The organism is Oceanobacter sp. 4_MG-2023 (genome assembly GCF_030689165.1).
Lineage (GTDB): Bacteria > Pseudomonadota > Gammaproteobacteria > Pseudomonadales > Oceanobacteraceae > Oceanobacter.
This window is the reverse complement of sequence record NZ_JAUYVV010000029.1, coordinates 20091-38295: the sequence shown is the minus strand read 5'-3', so window position 1 is coordinate 38295 and position 18205 is coordinate 20091. Positions and strand designations below refer to the sequence as shown.

Sequence of the window (18205 nt, the reverse complement as noted above, 5' to 3'; positions counted from 1 at the left end):
GACCCGTCAGGCCTGCAAGTCGGCTTCGTGATTCGAAACCATCCGGTAGCCCAGAGTGAGCACCGGATTAAATAGATACCCCCTATATGTGTGCCTGGTTATGATTATTCAAGTATATCCCCGATATGCGGATGGGCACTTGCATCGGTTGGTGTCGGGTCAGGGTTGGGTCAGGCGCAGAAATTCGGCTTTGGATATTTCCCCGACGATACGGCGCTCAGGAACTTCAATACCTTCGTGGAAGAACAGCACCGTCGGAGGGCCAAAAACGGCCAGGCTTTGTAACAGGGCAATCTGTTCGTCGGTATTACGGGTAATGTCGAGCTGCAGCCAGGTCATATGGCTCAATTGGCGCTGTACTTCATCATCGGCAAAAATTTCTTCATCCATGACTTTGCAGCTGATGCACCAGTCGGCGTAGAGATCCAGCATGACGGGTTGCTGGCTGTTTTTGATCAGGCGCTGGATGTCAGTCACCGACTCGGTGCGATAAAAAGCGTTGGCCTGTTGTTCAGCGCTGGCAGCAGACCCGGCATGAGTAGATGCCAGTGGCTGTAACGGATTATGGTTGCCTTGTAATGCGCCCCAGAAGGCGGCGACGCCGTAAACCAGCAGTGCCCAGGCCAGGCCTTTGAAGGCGCGATGGCGTGGTGTTGATGCCGGTTCAAATACACCGGCAACCACGGCATAAACCAGTGCCAGCAGCCCCCAGAGTGCAAGACTCAGTGACCCGGGCAGAATGCGGCTGACCAGCCAGAGTGCAACGGCCAGCAGTAATACCCCAAAAAAGATTTTGATCTGGTTCATCCAGGCACCGGCTTTGGGCATCAGCGAGCCGCCGCTGGTACCCAGGATAATAAGTGGTGCCCCCATGCCCAACCCAAGCGCCAGCAGGGCGCCACCGCCGAGCCAGACGTTGCCGGTGGTACTGAGGTAAACCAGTGCTCCGGCCAACGGTGCCGAGACACAGGGCGACACAATCAGTGCCGAAAGGATGCCAATCACAAACACGCTGAGCAGGTGGCCACCGGATTGCTGTTGGCTCATTTGATTAAGGCGATTGCGGAGTTTGCTGGGTAATTGCAGTTCATAGAGACCAAACATCGACAACGCCAGCAACACGAACAGCAGGGCAAAGAGCACCAGCACCCAGGGGGTTTGCATCCAGGCCTGGATATTGGCTCCGGCTCCCAGTAGCCCCATGATAACCCCCGCCAGAGCGTAGGTAATGGCCATTCCGAGTACATAGGTGCTGGAAAGCAAAAAACCGCGCCGGGCGGAAATGGTCTGGTTTTGCCCCATCACCACCGCCGACATGATCGGAATCATCGGCAGCACACAAGGGGTAAATGTCAGTCCGATGCCGAGCAGGAAGAACAGGCCAATGGTGGTCAGCCAGGAGCCTTCAAACCAGTGGGCGGAACTGCTGGCTGGCTGGCCGGTCGCGGGAGGATAAGTATTGTTGCTGTTAATGCCAGAGCTGGCGCTGGTGGTTGCTGACTGAGTGACAGCGTTCGCGGTGGTGCCTGCTGCGGTAGTTGCGGTATCTGTTGCGGTATTTTCCCAGGGAGCCGATGGTGTGGCAGCTGCGGGGACCGGACTGGCTGATGGAAGGTCACTGGCCGCAATGGTGATATTGATACGCTGGGGTGGGTAACACAGCCCGGCATCGGCGCAACCCTGGTAGTGGAGGGTAACGACACCGGCACTGAATGAATCCAGCTTGAAGATAACTTCCCGTGGGCCGTAATGGGCAATGATATCGCCAAAGGCTTCGTCGTATTTATCAATGCCGGGTTCTGAAAAGCTGGCAGGGTCCTGCTGTATGTCATCCTGGCTCAGATAAATACGATGTTGATACAAATAGTAGCCAGGCGGGGTTTGCCATTGGGCAATTAACAGGCCGCCATCAATATCTGTCTGGAGTGGAAAAGCCTGTTCCACCGGTAAAAATTTGGGTTCAGCGCCGCCGAGTGGATCAAATAGCCCGGCCTGGACAGTAGGCGTCAGGGCGAGCAGCGCCAGGATGGCAATCAGATATCTGGCAACAACCTGCATAAAAATCCCCGGTTCTGGGTGGGTAGAGTTAGGTTTTGCGCTGGACGGCGATTCTGGCCAGAGCAATCAGGGCGTCTTTGGCCGCCGATTGGGGTAAAAGTTGCAGCTGTTGTTCGGCCCGTTGCACACAGGCATTGGCTTTGTTGCGGGTGTACTCCATTGAGCGGGTATGTGTGACCACGGCCATGACATCCTCCATGTTATCCAGACCACCTTTGCGAATGGCCTGGCGCACCAGTTTGCGGCCGGTTTCATCGGCATTGGCCATGGCATGAATCAGTGGCAGTGTTGGCTTGCCTTCCGCCAGGTCATCACCAACGTTTTTGCCGAGATCGGCGGCATTGCCTTCGTAATCCAGAACATCGTCGATTAACTGGAAGGCCAGCCCCAGTTCCTTGCCGTAAATACGCAGCGCTTCCTGGATGTCATCCGGAGCTTGCAGCAGGGCGGCGGTGCCGTGGGTTGAGGCTTCAAACAGTTGTGCGGTTTTACCCTGAATCACGTCCATATACTGGGCTTCGGTGATATTCGGGTTTTTGACGTTGGTCAGCTGCAGCACCTCGCCTTCGGCAATCACACAGGTGGTCGAGGAAAGAATATCCATTACCTTGAGGTTGGCCAGTTCCACCAGCATGTTAAACGAGCGGCTGTAAAGGAAGTCACCGACCAGTACGCTGGGAGCATTACCCCATTTGGCATTGGCGGTCGGGTTGCCCCGGCGCATGTCCGAGGTATCCACCACATCGTCGTGCAACAGGGTGGCGGTGTGCAAGAACTCGATAATGGCCGCCAGTTTGATCGCACCCTGATCGCAGTTGCCCAATGCCCGGGCGCTCAGAAGCACCAGCAATGGCCGGATGCGCTTGCCACCACTGTTGACGATATAGTCAGCGATTTTTTCGACCAGTGGAACGCGGGATTCCAGCTGCTCGTTGATGAGCCGGTTGACCGCCTGAAAATCATCATCAACACATGTCAGTATGTCGGCCAGCGACATGGACGGGGCCGGAGATGGGGATGTGATGTTGGATGACGGCATATTCATAATGTCTCGGGAAAACTGCCGCAAATGCTAGAGTTGAGCGTCGACACTGTCAAGGAAATGCGAGAATCTCCGACTTGCAACGCAGCTTGCTCTGAGGTACAGTCTCGCGCCCGAATTTCAGCTCCCTGCCATATGGTAACCCGTGCGTTCCCAGTAGAAGCAGGTTGTGAAAGTAGCGTATTCGGTTATGGACCGGTGCTGATCAGAGGCCCGGCTAAAAATGCAGCAGGTGGAGAACCTCATGTACGCAGTAGTAATTACCGGCGGTAAGCAATACCGTGTTGAAGAAGGCCAAACACTGAAAGTTGAAAAACTGGAAGTAGCAACAGGTGATGCGGTTGAACTGGAAAAAGTTTTGCTGATTGGTAACGGCGATGACGTTAAAATTGGCACTCCTGTGGTTGAAGGCGCTAAAGTAACGGCAGAAGTGGTTGCCCATGGTCGTCACAAGAAAGTGAAAATCATGAAGTTCAAGCGTCGTAAGCACCACATGAAACAAATGGGCCACCGTCAGTGGTTCACTGAACTGAAAATCACCAGCATCGCTGGCTAATTTTTTTAAATTCAATTTGGGCCCGGGTGACTGTGAATGACGGTCACCGCATCCGCAGTGTTGTAGTGGTCCCTCAGAAGGAGAAAGAAGCATGGCTCACAAAAAAGCTGGTGGTTCTACCAAGAACGGTCGCGATTCCGAAAGTAAACGCCTTGGCGTGAAACTGTACGGCGGCCAGGCAGCAAAAGCAGGCGCAATCATTATTCGTCAGCGTGGCACTCGTGTACACGCCGGTGACAATGTCCGTGTTGCTCGTGACCACACTCTGTTTGCAACTGCCGAAGGCGTTGTCAAATTTGAAGTGAAAGGTCCAAACAATCGCAAGACTGTTAGCGTCGTTCCTGCCTGATCGACAACCGGTTCAAGGTTGTCGGCGGTTGGTTTGCCGTAAAAAGCGCCCCAGCTGCTTGCAGTTGGGGCGTTTTTGTATGTTTTTTTGAGGTATCGATATGAAGTTCGTTGACGAAGCACGAATTACAGTTGAAGCGGGAAAGGGCGGCAACGGCTGTTTGAGCTTTCGTCGCGAAAAGTTCATTCCTAAAGGCGGCCCGGATGGCGGCGACGGCGGTGACGGTGGTTCGGTGTATCTTGAAGCCAACGACTCGATCAATACGCTGGTGGATTATCGTTATACCCGGCGTCATCGCGCCCAGAACGGTCAGGGTGGCGCCAGTCGTAACTGTACCGGTGCCAAAGGTGAAGATATTGTCTTGCCGGTACCTGTCGGTACCACGGCGATCGACGAAGATACCGGTGAGACGCTGGGTGATCTGACGGCAATCGGCCAACGCCTGATGGTGGCTCGGGGTGGTTTTCACGGTCTTGGGAATACCCGTTACAAGTCGAGTACCAACCAGGCACCACGCCAGACCAAACCAGGGCAAGAGGGAGAGTCACGTAACCTCAAGCTGGAGTTGAAAGTACTGGCTGATGTCGGTTTGCTGGGCTTGCCCAATGCTGGTAAATCTACCTTTATCCGGTCTGTCTCTGCCGCTCGCCCGAAGGTTGCTGACTATCCCTTCACCACACTGGTGCCGAATCTGGGGGTGGTTTCCATAGAGCAGCATCGCAGTTTTGTGATTGCCGATATTCCCGGGCTGATCGAAGGTGCATCAGAAGGTGCGGGCTTGGGTGTTCGCTTTCTGAAGCATTTGGTGCGGACTCATTTGTTACTGCATATTGTGGATATGGCTCCACCGGATGGCGCTGATCCTGCAGAGTGTGCGCGTACCATTATCGATGAGCTGGAGTATTTTTCTCCCGGACTGGTCAAGCGGGATCGCTGGCTGATTCTGAACAAGCTGGATCTGTTGCCGGAAGACGAGCGACAAGCCGCCTGTCAGGACGTTCTGGACAAGCTGGACTGGCAAGGCCCGGTTTACCAGATTGCTGCAATCAACAAGGATGGTACTTTCCCGTTGAGTTGCGACATTATGGAATATATCGAAGAACGCCGCCTGCGGGCTGAGCAGGACGAAGAGTTTGCTGCCCAGATCGAGCGGGAGCGCGAAGTGGTCGAAGAAGAAGCCCGCGAACGTATCGAAGAGCTGGAAGAGCGGCATCGCGCTGAGCGGGCTGCGATTCGGGCGGCGTCAAACGACAATGACGACGACGATGACTACGACGTCGAAGTTGTTTATCTTAACGAATAGTTTTCAGGTAGCCGCCGCGGTTACCACGTCGCTGGTTGGCTCCCTGTTGGTGTGATTGCCGCGCCAGCCAGGTTGTCCCAGTATCCCGGCCATTGCTTTCTGCCATGGCCTTGCATCAATAGCTTTTGGAATGGCTTTGGACTCTCAACAGCAAATTCAGCAGCATCGTATTCGGCTGGCGCAGAAAAAGCGCTGGGTTATCAAGATTGGCAGCGCTCTGCTGACCAATGACGGCCAGGGTCTTGATCTCGAAGGGATGCAATCCTGGGTTGATCAGATGGCCGAATTACAGCGCCTGGGGCACGATATTATTCTGGTCTCGTCCGGCTCGGTTGCCGCCGGTATGACCCGTCTTGGCTGGCATAAACGACCGGAAGAACTTTATCAGTTGCAGGCGGCGGCAGCGGTCGGGCAGATGGGGTTGGTGCAGGCTTATGAAACCGCTTTTGGTAAACATGACCGGCTCACCGCCCAGGTGTTGCTGACCCATGATGACCTCAGTAACCGTACCCGTTATCTTAACGCTCGCAGCACGTTACGCACTCTGATGAATCTGGGTGTGGTGCCGGTGGTGAATGAAAATGACACCGTTGTAACCGATGAAATCTGCTTTGGGGATAACGATACGCTGGGCGCTCTGGTTGCCAACCTGGTAGAGGCTGATGTACTGGTGATTCTGACCGATCAGCAAGGGCTGTTCACTGCCGATCCCCGTTCCTGCCCGGATGCCGAGCTGGTACTGGAAGCCAAGGCGTCTGACCCTGCCATTGCCGATATGGCGGGCAGCGGTGGTGCGTTGGGGCGTGGTGGCATGGTCACCAAGGTACGAGCGGCGTCTCTGGCATCCCGTTCCGGAGCGGATACCCTGATTGTCGGCGGCCGGATTGAGAGTGTGTTGCCGCGTTTGCGTGCGGGTGAACTGCTGGGCACCTTGTTGGTGGCTGATCGCGAGCCAGTTGCGGCGCGCAAGCAGTGGATTGCCGGTCACCTGCAGACTCGCGGGGAATTGATTCTGGACGATGGGGCGGTAAATGCCCTGCGTAATGGTCATCGCAGTCTGCTGCCGATTGGTGTGGTGGCGCTGAATGGCCGCTTTGAGCGCGGCGAAGTGGTTGCCTGTAAAAATGAACGTGGCGAGCTGGTTGCCAAAGGGCTGGTGAATTACAGTCGCAGTGAAGCCAACAAGATCTTGCGCACACCGTCGTCCGAGTTGGAACAGGTGCTGGGTTTTGTTGTGGAACAGGAAATGATCCACAGGGATAATCTGGTGGTAATATAACCAGACAGACGCAATACACCGTTATTATTGCTTTGCGCCTCATTCGTGCAGGGTACACGTCTGAGTCCCTGAACTTTCTAAATGTATATCTGAGGAACACTATGATTGAGTCGGTAGCCTTTGGCGGTCTGGAAGTCAGCAACGACAAGCCTTTTACCCTGTTTGGCGGTATGAATGTGCTTGAGAGCCGTGATCTTGCCATGGCCATTTGTGAGCATTATGTGGAAGTAACCACTCGCCTGGGTATTCCGTATGTCTTCAAGGCGTCGTTTGACAAGGCGAACCGCTCCTCGATCAACTCCTATCGCGGTCCCGGTATGGAAGAAGGCCTGAAGATCTTTGAAGAGATCAAGGCAACGTTTGATGTGCCAATTATTACCGACGTTCATGAAACCTATCAGGCAGCTCCTGTTGCCGAGGTGGTTGATGTGATTCAGTTACCGGCTTTTCTGGCGCGTCAGACCGATCTGGTGGTGGCGATGGCTGAGACAGGTGCTGCCATTAATGTGAAAAAACCCCAGTTTCTGGCACCGCATGAAATGCGTCATATCATCAAGAAATTTGCCGAAGCCGGTAACGAGCGGGTGATGTTGTGTGAGCGTGGTTCTTCATTCGGCTATAACAACCTGGTGGTTGATATGCTCGGTATGGATGATATGAAACCCATGGCACCGGTTATCTTTGATGCGACCCATGCGTTGCAGCGCCCGGGTGGTCGTACGGATTCGGCGGATGGGCGTCGTCAGCAGGCGTTTGAACTGGCGCGTTCGGGGATGGCGTTGGGTATTGGTGGCCTGTTTATCGAGGCTCACCCTAACCCTGCAGAAGCCAAATGTGATGGCCCTTGCGCCTTGCCACTCGATAAGCTGGAAGTTTATTTGAAGCAAATGAAAGCAGTGGATGACCTGGTTAAATCGTTCGATAAGGTTGTTATCGGCTAAGTTGCAAGAAAACCGGCCAGTTTGTTGAAATAAAGCGACTTCTTGTTGACATGAAAGGGGCTGGCCGGGATAATCCCGGCCCTCTTGGAATTCACTAAACCCCTTATTAAGGAGCCGACTGTGGCAAATTCTGCTGGTTCTCGTAAACGCGCCCGTCAGGCTATCAAACGCCGTGCCCGTACGATCGCACTGCGTTCTATGGTGCGTACCTACATCAAGAAAGTACACGCTGCTGTAGCGTCTGATAACTACGAACAGGCCCAAGCTGCGTTCGTTAAAGCCCAACCGTATATCGATAAGATGGTCAACAAAGGTATTCTGCATAAAAACACTGCAGCCCGTACCAAAAGCCGTCTGAATTCGCAGGTTGTTGCGCTGAAAGGCTAAGGCCTTTCGACGATAAAAAAGCCCGCTTTTGCGGGCTTTTTTGTGGCTGTCTGTTGGCAAGGCCCTTCTGGGTGAAGCATCCTGCGCAGCCCGTACCAGGTTGTACAACAAGAGAAATCCGTCGTGGACAAACAAAAAGCAGCATCGTCAACAACCACGGAAGCGGGTGCCCGGTCGACAGGCAGTAGTCTGCTGCGTTCTTCATCGGTCGTCAGCGTGTTCACCTTGCTCAGTCGGGTGCTGGGGCTGGTGCGTGATATTGTGGTGGCACAGTATTTTGGCACCCGGGTTGATGCCTTTCTGGTGGCTTTTAAAATCCCCAATTTTTTTCGTCGCCTGTTTGCCGAAGGTGCCTTCTCGGTCGCTTTTGTTCCGGTACTGAGTGAATACCGTACCCGTCGTTCTCTGGATGAGGTGCAACTGCTGGTGTCGCGGGTATCCGGTACCCTGGGTCTGGCATTGCTGACGGTGACGACACTGGCGTTGTTAGCGGCGGACTACCTGCCCTGGTTGTTTGCCCCCGGTTTTGCTACCAATCCGGAAAAATTTGCCCTGACCGGGGATCTGCTGCGTATTACCTTTCCTTATCTGTTGTTTATTGCCATGACGGCCTTTGCGGGTGGGGTGCTGAACAGTTACGGCCGTTTTGCCATCCCGGCTTTTACTCCGGTGTTGCTGAATCTGACACTGATTGCCGCAACATGGCTGATGGTTGATTGGTTTGAGGAGCCATTGTTTGCATTGGCCTGGGGAGTCTTTTTTGCCGGACTGCTGCAATTGCTGTTTCAGCTGCCGTTTCTCGCCCGCTTGCAGCTGTTGGTGCGGCCGACGGTAAAACGGGATGATGAAGGGGTTCGACGTATTGTCAGCTTGATGATACCGGCTTTGTTCGGGGTGTCGGTCAGTCAGATTAATCTGTTGCTGGATACGGTACTGGCATCATTTCTGGAAGATGGCAGCGTCAGCTGGCTGTATTATGCCGATCGGCTCAATAACCTGCCGCTGGGAATTTTTGCCATCGCCATTGGTGTGGTGATCTTGCCTGCGCTGTCGAGTAAGCATGCTGGAGAACAGGCTGAGGGTTTTGCTCGTACGCTCGATTGGGCGGTGCGCATGGTGTTGCTGCTGGCATTACCGGCAGCCCTGGCGCTGGCACTGTTGGCTCAGCCGTTGATGGCAACCATTTTTTATCACGGTGAAATGACGACTTATGACATTGAGCAAATGTCGGTCGCCTTGCAAGCTTACGCCTCGGGCCTGTTGGCCTTTATGCTGATCAAGGTCTTGGCTCCCGGTTATTATGCACGGCAGGATACCCGCACACCGGTACGTATTGGTATTCAGGCGATGGTCGTGAATATGGTGTTTAATCTGGCGCTGGTATTGCCATTTGCCCATGTCGGACTGGCGCTGGCCACCGCTATCTCATCGTACTTTAATGCTCTGATGTTATATCTGGGGTTGCGCAAAGCCGGGGTGCTGCAACACAGTCGTGGCTGGTTGGGGTTTATGGCCAAGCTGGCATTGGCAAATGCTGCCTTGCTGGGAGTGACCTGGTGGCTCATGGGGGATGTGGCCGATTGGCTGCTGTGGTCAGCTTCTGAACGTATGGTACAAATGACGCTGGTGGTTGTTTCGGGCGTTGTCGTCTATGTGCTGGTGTTGCTTGTTGCCGGGCTGCGGCCCCGGCACTTGCGTGGTGCCTTGTTTGACTAGAGGGCTGGTGCCCGCTGCGCTTGATGGGGTGGTTCGAGGCTAAATTCAGTCTATAGCGGCTGTTTCCGGTGTTTGACTGTTCCCGGCGCGGTGCCTTGGCTATAATCCAGCCCCTTGTATTTTTGTCTGGTTATCTGTTTGTTCCGGTAACTGAATCACTGAGGACTGTCATCGCTCATGCGTCTGCTGCGAGGCTTACATAATATTCCAGCGGAATTCTCTGGCTGTGCGATCACCATTGGTAATTTTGATGGCTTGCATCTGGGGCATCAGGCTATTTTGCATGGACTCCATGCAGCGGCAACCGGGTTGGCTGTGCCAACGCTGGTAATGATTTTTGAGCCGCAGCCCAAGGAATTTTTTGCCGCGGACCAAGCCCCCGCGCGACTGGCCAATCTGCGCGAGAAATTACTTGATCTTGATGCCGATCACGTCGATTACGTTCTGTGCCTGCCGTTTAATCAGGCGCTGCGATCAATGTCGGCGGATGATTTTATCAAGCAGGTACTGGTGGATACGCTCGGTATTCGCCATCTGATCGTGGGAGATGACTTCCGCTTTGGCTGTGATCGCCGGGGTGATTATGCGCTGCTGGCCGGTGCTGGCCAGCAATATGGTTTTGTGGTGCAGGACTCCTCGACCTTTCTGGTGGCCGGAGAACGCGTCAGCAGTACCCGTATCCGCAAGGAGCTGGAAGCCAACCGTCTGGGCGAAGTGCGCAAGTTGCTGGGGCGTACCTATCGCATGTCCGGGCGGGTTGCCCACGGCCGGGAACTGGGCCGTACGCTGAATACTCCCACCGCCAATGTGATGATCCATCGCCGCCGCCTGCCTTTGTGTGGAGTGTATGCCGTGGCCACACGCATCCAGGAGACCGGCGAAGAATATCTGGGAGTGGCCAATGTCGGAATCAAACCGACCATCAGCCTGAAGCCTGAGCCGTCACTGGAGGTTCACCTGTTCGGATTTTCCGGTGATCTGTATGGCCAGCATCTGACGGTCGAATTCTGGCATCGTATTCGTGGTGAGCGTGCCTTTGATGGCCTGGAATCACTACAAGCCGCTATTGACGATGACAAACGCTCGGCCCAGCATTATTTCGCCACATTGCCATACTCTTTCCGTGATTCGGGATCGACCCGGATAACGACGACCGAATTGAATTTATCAGAAGTGACCCGTTATGAACGATAAAGTGGACAGCCAGTACAAATCGACCCTGAATTTACCGGATACCGAATTTCCCATGCGCGGTAATTTGGCCAAGCGAGAGCCTGACATGCTGGCTCGTTGGGAAAAAATGGGGCTGTACCAGCAGATTCGTGCGGCACGTGCGGGTCGTAACAAGTTTATCCTGCATGATGGCCCGCCATACGCCAATGGCAAGATTCATATTGGTCACGCCGTTAACAAGATTCTGAAAGACATGATCGTCAAGTCACGGACCATGAGTGGCTTTGATGCTCCTTATGTACCGGGATGGGATTGCCATGGCTTGCCGATTGAACTGAAAGTGGAAGAGCAGGTAGGCAAGGCTGGTGACAAGGTCAGCGCCAGTGAATTTCGTCGTCATTGCCGCGAATACGCCGCCAAACAGGTCGATGGCCAGCGCGAGGACTTCAAACGCCTGATGGTGTTGGGAGACTGGGATAACCCTTATCTCACCATGGATTTTACAACCGAAGCGGACATCATTCGTACGCTGGGCAAAATCATCGACAAGGGCCACCTGCACAAGGGCTTCAAGCCAGTGAACTGGTGCCCGGAATGTGGTTCTGCATTGGCGGAAGCGGAAGTTGAGCACCAGGATAAAAAGTCCGTAGCGATTGATGTGAAGTTTGCTTTCCCGGATACCGCGCAGTTGCTGGCGGCCTTTGGTGCCGAAGCGACACTGGCGAGTAAAACGGCCAGCATTGTGATCTGGACAACCACTCCCTGGACTCTGCCGGCGAACGAAGCCGTATCGGTACACCCGACGCTGGAATACTCGCTGGTACTGCTGAAAGAACAGGATGAACTATTGGTGCTGGCGGCCGACCTGGTGGCTGACTCAATGGCCCGTTATGGCATTGATGCCAGTGATTACGAGGTGGTGGCTACTGCCAAGGGCGCAGTATTGGGTTGGACTCCGGAACAACTGGCGGCTGGTGACAGCGCTCCGTTTGTGGTTCGACACCCTTTTATGCCTGCAGCCGATAGCGCCGAAAAATACGTACCGATCATCACCGGCGAGCACGTCACCGCCGATTCCGGTACCGGCTCTGTCCATACCGCTCCAATGCACGGCGCGGATGACTACAGCGTGTGTCAGACCTTCGGCATCCGCTCCGCCGAGATGCTGGTCGACAGCCACGGCAATTTTATCGATAACGCCACCTTGCAAGCCTTGGAACTGACCGGGTTAAGCACCGCGAACAAGGGTAACTTCCGGGTATTGGCCATTCTTAATGAATGTGGTGCGTTGCTGAAAAAAGCCAATATCACCCACAGTTATCCACACTGCTGGCGTCACAAAACCCCGATTATTTTCCGGGCAACGCCCCAGTGGTTTATTGCCATGAATCAGAATGGCTTGCTGCAGCAGGCCATGGACGAAGTGGAAAACGCAGTGGAATGGCGCCCGGGTTGGGGCAAGGCCCGTATTGAAGGCATGCTGACCGACCGGCCGGACTGGTGTATTTCGCGTCAGCGTACCTGGGGTGTACCGATCGCGCTGTTTGTCCATAAAGACAGCAGTGAATTGCATCCCCGTACTGCCGAACTGATTGAACAGGTAGCGCAAAAAGTAGAAGCCGTGGGTATTGATGCCTGGTTTGAACTGGATGCCGCGGAACTGTTGGGCGATGAAGCCGCCGACTACGTCAAGGTGACGGATACCCTGGATGTATGGTTTGACTCCGGCGTCACCCATACTTCCGTTTGTCAGCGTCGTGAAGAACTGACCTTCCCGGCCGATATGTATCTGGAAGGTTCTGACCAGCATCGTGGCTGGTTCCAGAGTTCCTTGCTGACCAGTGTGGCGGCGTATGGCCATGCCCCCTATAAAACGGTGCTGACCCATGGTTTCACCGTCGACGCCAACGGTCGCAAGATGTCCAAATCCCTGGGCAACACGGTTGAACCACAGAAAGTGCTTAACAGCCTGGGTGGCGACATCCTGCGCTGGTGGGTGGCCGATACCGACTACAGCGGTGAAATGACCGTCTCGGACGAGATTCTCAAGCGCAACGCCGATGCCTACCGTCGGGTACGTAATACCTGTCGTTTCCTGTTGGCCAATATTCATGGTTTTGATCCAAAAACAGATCTGGTGGCCGGTGAACAACTGCTGCCGCTGGACGCCTGGATTGTGGAATACACCCGCACCCTGCAAGAGAAGGTGATCGCCTTCTACCTGGATTACGATTTCAAGGGGCTGACCAAAACGTTGATGAATTTCTGTGTCAGTGAGTTGGGTGGCTTCTATCTGGATATCATCAAGGACCGTCAATACACCGGCAAACATGATGGCTTGCCGCGTCGCAGTGCCCAGACGGCGTTGTTCCATGTACTGGAAGCCATGGCTCGCTGGATTGCCCCGGTATTGTCCTTTACTGCGGAAGAAATCTGGGACAACTTGCCCGGTGATCGTGATGCCTCTGTGTTGTTGGCCGAGTGGTACACCGACTTTCCGGTTGTGTCTGATAACGGCTTCGACAACGGGTACTGGCAAACCATTCTCAAGGTCAAGGAAGCCGTAAATGGCCAGCTGGAAAAAGCCCGTAGTGACAAGCTGATCGGTGCCAGCCTGGGAGCAGATCTGGTGCTGTACGCCAATGCCGAACTGCGAGTGGCGCTGGAGCAACTGGGTGATGAATTACGCTTTGTGCTGATGACGTCTTCAGCCCGGGTGGCAGCATGGGATGATGAGCAAGGCGAAGCCACTGACCTGAGCGACTTGCGCGTCAGTGTCGTCGCCTCGACAGCAGAAAAATGTGAGCGTTGCTGGCATCACAGCGAGACGGTTGGCAGCGATGCCGCCCATCCAACGCTGTGTCGCCGTTGCATCGACAACGTTGAGGGAGAGGGCGAAGTTCGCCTGTACGCCTGATGACATCGATAAAAAACAGCGCCCTGATCTGGTCGTGGCTCAGCCTGCTGGTTCTGGTCATTGATCTGGCCACCAAACAAATGGCCGAAGCCTGGCTGCACTATGGCAATCCGGTATATCTGTTACCGGTGCTGGATTTTACCTTGCTGTATAACAAGGGGGCTGCATTCAGTTTGCTGGCCGACCAGCCGGGCTGGCAACGCTGGTTCTTTACGATTATCTCAGCCGCCGTCAGTGTCATGCTGATGGTCTGGATGCGGCGCTTACCGCGCAGCCAACCCTGGCTGGCGGTGTCACTGGCACTGATTCTGGGGGGCGCGGTGGGCAATCTGGTCGACCGGGTGCTGTTTGGTCATGTGATTGACTTTATTTCCGTGCATTGGGACAACGCGTATTTTCCTGCCTTCAATATTGCGGACTCTGCCATTACGGTAGGGGCCATTATGATGGCAATCGACGTGATACGGGACAGCATCAGCACACAGAAACCGGCTTCTGACTCCGTCAGTCGCAGCGATTGAATCCGTACGGCTGACATACATTGGCGTAACCCGGTATCTGGCGAGCGCCCAACAAACGCCTAACAAGAGGTGAACTCATGGCCGCAGACATTATTTCCAGTGGCAGCACGGTATCCCTGCATTTTGCCCTGAAACTGGCAGATGGCCAGGTGATTGACTCAACCTTTGATACCACGCCTGCGCAGCTGGTGATTGGTGATGGCAATTTGCCAGAAGGCTTTGAAAGCCTGCTTGTAGGTTTGGCCCCCGGAGCTCATGAAACCTTCAGTGTTGCTCCTGAACACGCTTTTGGCCAGCATAACCCGAACAATGTCCAGCGGATGAAGCGTTCCGACTTTGCCGCGGACTTGCCGATTTCTCCCGGTCTGGTGGTGTCATTTGCGGATGCATCCAACACCGAGCTGCCAGGCGTGATTGCCAGTGTGGAAGGCGAGTGGGTCGAGGTGGATTTTAATCATCCTCTGGCAGGTAAAATCCTGACATTCGAGGTTCAGATTCTTGACGTCAAACCGACAGAGATCAGCCATGCAAATTAAACTCGCCAATCCACGCGGATTTTGTGCGGGGGTTGATCGGGCTATCGATATCGTCAACCGGGCACTGGAATTGTTCGAGCCACCGATTTATGTGCGCCATGAAGTGGTACACAACAAGTTTGTGGTGAACGATTTACGCCAGCGTGGCGCCATCTTTGTGGATGAGCTGGATGAAATACCGGACGGCAGCATTGTTATCTTTTCTGCCCATGGTGTGGCCCAGGCGGTACGCAAGAATGCCACTGACCGCCACCTCAAGGTTTTTGATGCCACCTGCCCACTGGTTACCAAGGTCCACCTTGAAGTGGCCCGGTACAGTGCCGATGGCAGCGAGTGTGTGCTGATTGGACATAAAGGCCATCCCGAAGTGGAAGGCACCATGGGGCAATACGATTACAGCCGGGGTGGCAGTATTTACCTGGTTGAAAATGAAGAGGATGTCGCCAACCTGTCTGTCCGTGACGCCTCCCGGTTGTCTTATGTGACCCAGACGACCTTGTCGATGGACGATACCGCCAAGGTAATCGATGCCCTGAGACAGAAGTTCCCTGCTATTCAGGGGCCACGCAAGAATGATATTTGCTACGCCACCCAGAACCGGCAGGATGCCGTGAAACAACTGGCTGCTGAATGTGAAGTCCTGTTGGTGGTTGGTTCACCCAACAGCTCAAACTCGAATCGCTTGCGCGAGCTGGGGGAGCGTATGGGAGCCAAGGCCTATCTGGTTGATAACGCCAGCGAAATCCGCCCTGAATGGCTGAACGACATTGGCCACGTAGGGGTGACGGCCGGTGCATCAGCCCCGGAAGTGCTGGTGAAAGAAGTAGTGCAGTGCCTGGTGAATCTGGGTGGTCGGACCCCTGAAGAAGTTCAGGGAACCGAAGAAAACGTGGTGTTTTCGCTGCCCAAGGAATTGCGCTTGAGCGAAGTCTGAGCCCGGTCTGACGCCAGCTGACGGTGGTTGGTTGGCCGACCGTCATTTGCGATAGCCGCAGACCGTCAACCAATACCGGCTGGCCGGTGTTTTACCATTCGAAGACGTCACTGCCTACGGTACGGGTCTGGGTACCGGTGGAGTCCAGTACCAGATTACCGTCGCTTGCCTGGCTGCCGACCGCCGTGGCAGTGATCTGGATACATTGGCTCAGGGAAGCACCAGAGCAACTGGAAGCACTCACTTTGTAGGCGGTGGTATCGCCGCTTTTGATCAGGTAATAGCCGCTGCTGAGAGTCAGTCCCAGTTTGCTCAAATCCGTGGTGTAGGTCAGCTCATCGGAATAATAACGTTCCTGGGCGGCCATGATACGTGATAATTCCTGGGCAGTGTCTGCACGAATGGCCCGGCTTATATAGCTGTGATAGCCAGGTATAACGATTGCTGCCAGAATGCCGATAATGGCGATCACAATCATCAGTTCAATCAGGGTAAAACCTCGGCTGGGAGCAAGGTGGGCTGGCAATCTCATCGGTTTCAGGTTTCCTGTTGTCGATCGGGAAATAGCCTTCATGGTGAAGGTTAGCGGTTCGGGAAAAATACAGTCGTTTCAAGAATCTGACGCGGTATATTATCTGTCCGGGTAATCGGATCAGCATCCAGTACCAGATAGCTGCGGGTACCATCGACTCGGGCTGCATCGCTGAACGCTTTGGTCAGGATAGCAATACGGACAGCTGTAACGTCGGCCAGAGTGGCGAGGTCGGCGCTGACATAACGGCTGGCATTGGTGTTGCCTGCGCCCGGGTCGGTATACAGCACCTGAAAGGATTCGATCCCGGAGGCAATCGTCTGTACACCGTCTCCGAGAATGGTGTCAGAACCGGCATCATTTTCCAGATAGCTGGCACAGCGCAAGACATCGTCATATTCATCATCAGTACCACCGCTGGTATCCAGTGCAACCCAGTACACATCAACGATCACTGAACCCGAAGCAACGCCCGCCCCTGCCAGGTCGACACCGCTACAGGTCGTCTGGTCCCAGGTATTCGCCGTTGAATCTTCAAAGGTGCGGCGGATGGCCAGTCGGTCACCGGCCTGATCTGTGGATTCCCAGTTGCAGTCCGCATTGGCGGCTGGAGGTATCAGGGTGGCATCGCTGCAAAGGTCGGCAACGGGTTGAATGGCCTCACCAAACAGGTCTGGGTTGAATCCTCCGTGGCGAACCTGCTTGGATAGCCAGGTGAGGGTGAAGCGGGCACTCTCTTGCACTTGTGACATGCCATCAATACGGTTGGATGCACGGTTGGAGCCGACCATTAATTGCATCACAGCCAGACCGATAATGATCGAGATAATCCCGGCGATCATTAACTCGATCAGTGTCATGCCCTGCTGTTTTATCGGTAACGTTTTCACAAGTCGATCTCCGTTGAAAGAGAGTCGGTACGGTTGGTAATGTCGCCTTCGTTCAGATAGTTGGTGCTGCCATCATCCAGGGTACCTGAGGTTCTGACATCCCAGGTTATCGTGATTTGCACCTGGGTTGACGAAGCACCGACGCCGAGTCCGGCCTGTACATCAACAACGAGGGAAGGCGGTGCAAGAAAGTCGGCATTACCGGCGCGGGTAATATCGGAGTCTGTTACCGATACATCAGAAGGGCAGGCCACGTCCCATAAATCAAACGCCGCCATTTGAGCGCCGCTGCAATTGGCGCTGGCCTTGCGTGAAGTGCCATCGTGATAGTAGGCACACATGGTCGGGCGAGCGGCGCAGCTGACTGCCGCTGCGCCAGTGTCATAACTGGCAACGGCATCCTGATTGGCCATGATACGGTTGGTCAGGTCATCGATCATCCAGGCCGCCAGGGAGCGACTGGTCGAATCCTGGGCTGAACGGTCAGACTCCAGCAACAGAGCCACCAGTCCAACCAGCCCGACGGTGGTAATGGCGACAGTCACCAGAATTTCTATCAGGCTGAAACCTTTTGTGGCGGATATGCTCCGCTTGCTTTGGATCAACATGCACTCTCCGATCGAATGATCTGACCAATCGCCAGTATTTCTATGCGGTATACCCTGTTTCCGCTGCAGCCGGTAATCTTGATGGTCAAGGCTCCGACGGCGGTTGCGCGACCGGCACCATTGAAGGATAAAAGCCCGGAACCCATGGAGGATGCCGTGATGGTACCGTCGCTGGAATCCAGGCTGGACTGGCGCAGGATGGTATTGGATGTGGCCTCGCGGACCTCCCAGCCATTGCTCCAGCTGCCGGATTTGGGCTGAACATTAACCGTCAGCTTGTAATTGGCGGCATGGCTGCGGGCATACTGAATGTCGGTATGCAGCTGTCGGGCAATCCGGTCGGCAGTCTGGTTATTCAGGTAACGAGTCATGGAAGGGGTGCCCACCGCAGCCAGAATGGCGAATACCGCGATGGTGATCATCAGTTCGATCAGGGTAAGCCCTGCCACTGGTCCCCTTGCTG

At 54.7% G+C, this 18205-nt stretch carries 18 protein-coding genes; 12 read left to right on the top strand and 6 right to left on the bottom strand.

Annotation, left to right across the window (positions count from 1 at the left end; genetic code table 11):
• Positions 1-159 precede the first annotated feature (159 nt).
• Both dsbD and Q8W24_RS15440 read right to left on the bottom strand, forming a co-directional pair.
• On the bottom strand, positions 160-2058 hold the full coding sequence (gene dsbD, locus Q8W24_RS15445) for a protein-disulfide reductase DsbD (RefSeq protein WP_305475882.1): 1899 nt from the start codon (positions 2056-2058) through the stop codon (positions 160-162).
• 28 nt (positions 2059-2086) lie between these two features.
• Complete coding sequence (locus Q8W24_RS15440; protein ID WP_303431903.1) at positions 2087-3097, bottom strand: polyprenyl synthetase family protein; 1011 nt, start codon at positions 3095-3097, stop codon at positions 2087-2089.
• A 247-nt stretch (positions 3098-3344) separates the two neighbouring features.
• Between Q8W24_RS15440 and rplU the strand changes: the two genes are divergently transcribed.
• The 12 genes from rplU to ispH all read left to right on the top strand — a co-directional run bounded on the left by rplU (position 3345) and on the right by ispH (position 15712).
• The gene (gene rplU, locus Q8W24_RS15435) at positions 3345-3656 is read left to right on the top strand and encodes a 50S ribosomal protein L21 (protein ID WP_303431724.1); all 312 of its coding nucleotides are present in this window, start codon (positions 3345-3347) and stop codon (positions 3654-3656) included.
• A 91-nt stretch (positions 3657-3747) separates the two neighbouring features.
• The gene (gene rpmA, locus Q8W24_RS15430; RefSeq protein WP_303431725.1) at positions 3748-4005 is read left to right on the top strand and encodes a 50S ribosomal protein L27; all 258 of its coding nucleotides are present in this window, start codon (positions 3748-3750) and stop codon (positions 4003-4005) included.
• A gap of 100 nt (positions 4006-4105) precedes the next feature.
• Positions 4106-5308 carry an Obg family GTPase CgtA gene (gene cgtA, locus Q8W24_RS15425; protein ID WP_305475880.1) on the top strand — a complete coding sequence of 401 codons (1203 nt, stop codon included), beginning with the start codon at positions 4106-4108 and terminating at the stop codon, positions 5306-5308.
• Between the two features lie 130 nt (positions 5309-5438).
• A complete protein-coding gene (gene proB / locus Q8W24_RS15420; protein WP_305475879.1) occupies positions 5439-6587 on the top strand; it encodes a glutamate 5-kinase in 1149 nt (382 codons plus the stop codon).
• A gap of 101 nt (positions 6588-6688) precedes the next feature.
• A complete protein-coding gene (gene kdsA / locus Q8W24_RS15415) occupies positions 6689-7528 on the top strand; it encodes a 3-deoxy-8-phosphooctulonate synthase (RefSeq protein WP_305451576.1) in 840 nt (279 codons plus the stop codon).
• 120 nt (positions 7529-7648) lie between these two features.
• Positions 7649-7915, top strand: coding sequence for a 30S ribosomal protein S20 (rpsT, locus tag Q8W24_RS15410; protein ID WP_303431729.1), 267 nt, complete (start codon positions 7649-7651; stop codon positions 7913-7915).
• 123 nt (positions 7916-8038) lie between these two features.
• Positions 8039-9631 (top strand): murein biosynthesis integral membrane protein MurJ, encoded by a 1593-nt coding sequence (gene murJ / locus Q8W24_RS15405; RefSeq protein WP_303431730.1) that lies wholly within the window; start codon positions 8039-8041, stop codon positions 9629-9631.
• A gap of 177 nt (positions 9632-9808) precedes the next feature.
• Positions 9809-10825, top strand: a complete 1017-nt coding sequence (gene ribF, locus Q8W24_RS15400; RefSeq protein ID WP_305475878.1) for a bifunctional riboflavin kinase/FAD synthetase — start codon at positions 9809-9811, stop codon at positions 10823-10825.
• The gene (ileS, locus tag Q8W24_RS15395; protein ID WP_305475877.1) at positions 10815-13721 is read left to right on the top strand and encodes an isoleucine--tRNA ligase; all 2907 of its coding nucleotides are present in this window, start codon (positions 10815-10817) and stop codon (positions 13719-13721) included. Before ribF ends, ileS begins: the two co-directional genes overlap by 11 nt.
• A complete protein-coding gene (gene lspA / locus Q8W24_RS15390) occupies positions 13721-14242 on the top strand; it encodes a signal peptidase II (RefSeq protein WP_305475876.1) in 522 nt (173 codons plus the stop codon). Before ileS ends, lspA begins: the two co-directional genes overlap by 1 nt.
• A gap of 77 nt (positions 14243-14319) precedes the next feature.
• Positions 14320-14778, top strand: coding sequence for a peptidylprolyl isomerase (locus tag Q8W24_RS15385; protein ID WP_305475875.1), 459 nt, complete (start codon positions 14320-14322; stop codon positions 14776-14778).
• Positions 14768-15712 (top strand): 4-hydroxy-3-methylbut-2-enyl diphosphate reductase, encoded by a 945-nt coding sequence (gene ispH / locus Q8W24_RS15380; protein WP_303431735.1) that lies wholly within the window; start codon positions 14768-14770, stop codon positions 15710-15712. The genes Q8W24_RS15385 and ispH overlap by 11 nt, the downstream gene beginning before the upstream one ends.
• 91 nt (positions 15713-15803) lie before the next feature.
• Here ispH and Q8W24_RS15375 read toward each other — a convergent pair whose 3' ends face one another.
• From Q8W24_RS15375 to Q8W24_RS15360, 4 genes are read right to left on the bottom strand one after another with little or no spacing between them, the layout of a single operon-like run.
• Complete coding sequence (locus Q8W24_RS15375; protein WP_305414126.1) at positions 15804-16244, bottom strand: type IV pilin protein; 441 nt, start codon at positions 16242-16244, stop codon at positions 15804-15806.
• A gap of 50 nt (positions 16245-16294) precedes the next feature.
• Positions 16295-17134, bottom strand: a complete 840-nt coding sequence (locus Q8W24_RS15370; RefSeq protein WP_305475874.1) for a PilW family protein — start codon at positions 17132-17134, stop codon at positions 16295-16297.
• Positions 17131-17742, bottom strand: coding sequence for a prepilin-type N-terminal cleavage/methylation domain-containing protein (locus Q8W24_RS15365; protein ID WP_303431738.1), 612 nt, complete (start codon positions 17740-17742; stop codon positions 17131-17133). The genes Q8W24_RS15370 and Q8W24_RS15365 overlap by 4 nt, the downstream gene beginning before the upstream one ends.
• Positions 17736-18191, bottom strand: coding sequence for a GspH/FimT family pseudopilin (locus Q8W24_RS15360; RefSeq protein ID WP_305475873.1), 456 nt, complete (start codon positions 18189-18191; stop codon positions 17736-17738). The genes Q8W24_RS15365 and Q8W24_RS15360 overlap by 7 nt, the downstream gene beginning before the upstream one ends.
• Positions 18192-18205 lie beyond the last annotated feature (14 nt).

What these genes read in the sequence shown, in the direction of transcription:
- dsbD (WP_305475882.1), bottom strand. Translation starts at nt 2,058, where the DNA reads ATGCAGGTTGTTGCCAGATATCTGATTGCCATCCTGGCGCTGCTCGCC.
- Q8W24_RS15440 (WP_303431903.1), bottom strand. Translation starts at nt 3,097, where the DNA reads ATGCCGTCATCCAACATCACATCCCCATCTCCGGCCCCGTCCATGTCG.
- rplU (WP_303431724.1), top strand. Translation starts at nt 3,345, where the DNA reads ATGTACGCAGTAGTAATTACCGGCGGTAAGCAATACCGTGTTGAAGAA.
- rpmA (WP_303431725.1), top strand. Translation starts at nt 3,748, where the DNA reads ATGGCTCACAAAAAAGCTGGTGGTTCTACCAAGAACGGTCGCGATTCC.
- cgtA (WP_305475880.1), top strand. Translation starts at nt 4,106, where the DNA reads ATGAAGTTCGTTGACGAAGCACGAATTACAGTTGAAGCGGGAAAGGGC.
- proB (WP_305475879.1), top strand. Translation starts at nt 5,439, where the DNA reads ATGGCTTTGGACTCTCAACAGCAAATTCAGCAGCATCGTATTCGGCTG.
- kdsA (WP_305451576.1), top strand. Translation starts at nt 6,689, where the DNA reads ATGATTGAGTCGGTAGCCTTTGGCGGTCTGGAAGTCAGCAACGACAAG.
- ribF (WP_305475878.1), top strand. Translation starts at nt 9,809, where the DNA reads ATGCGTCTGCTGCGAGGCTTACATAATATTCCAGCGGAATTCTCTGGC.
- ileS (WP_305475877.1), top strand. Translation starts at nt 10,815, where the DNA reads ATGAACGATAAAGTGGACAGCCAGTACAAATCGACCCTGAATTTACCG.
- lspA (WP_305475876.1), top strand. Translation starts at nt 13,721, where the DNA reads ATGACATCGATAAAAAACAGCGCCCTGATCTGGTCGTGGCTCAGCCTG.
- Q8W24_RS15385 (WP_305475875.1), top strand. Translation starts at nt 14,320, where the DNA reads ATGGCCGCAGACATTATTTCCAGTGGCAGCACGGTATCCCTGCATTTT.
- ispH (WP_303431735.1), top strand. Translation starts at nt 14,768, where the DNA reads ATGCAAATTAAACTCGCCAATCCACGCGGATTTTGTGCGGGGGTTGAT.
- Q8W24_RS15375 (WP_305414126.1), bottom strand. Translation starts at nt 16,244, where the DNA reads ATGAGATTGCCAGCCCACCTTGCTCCCAGCCGAGGTTTTACCCTGATT.
- Q8W24_RS15365 (WP_303431738.1), bottom strand. Translation starts at nt 17,742, where the DNA reads ATGTTGATCCAAAGCAAGCGGAGCATATCCGCCACAAAAGGTTTCAGC.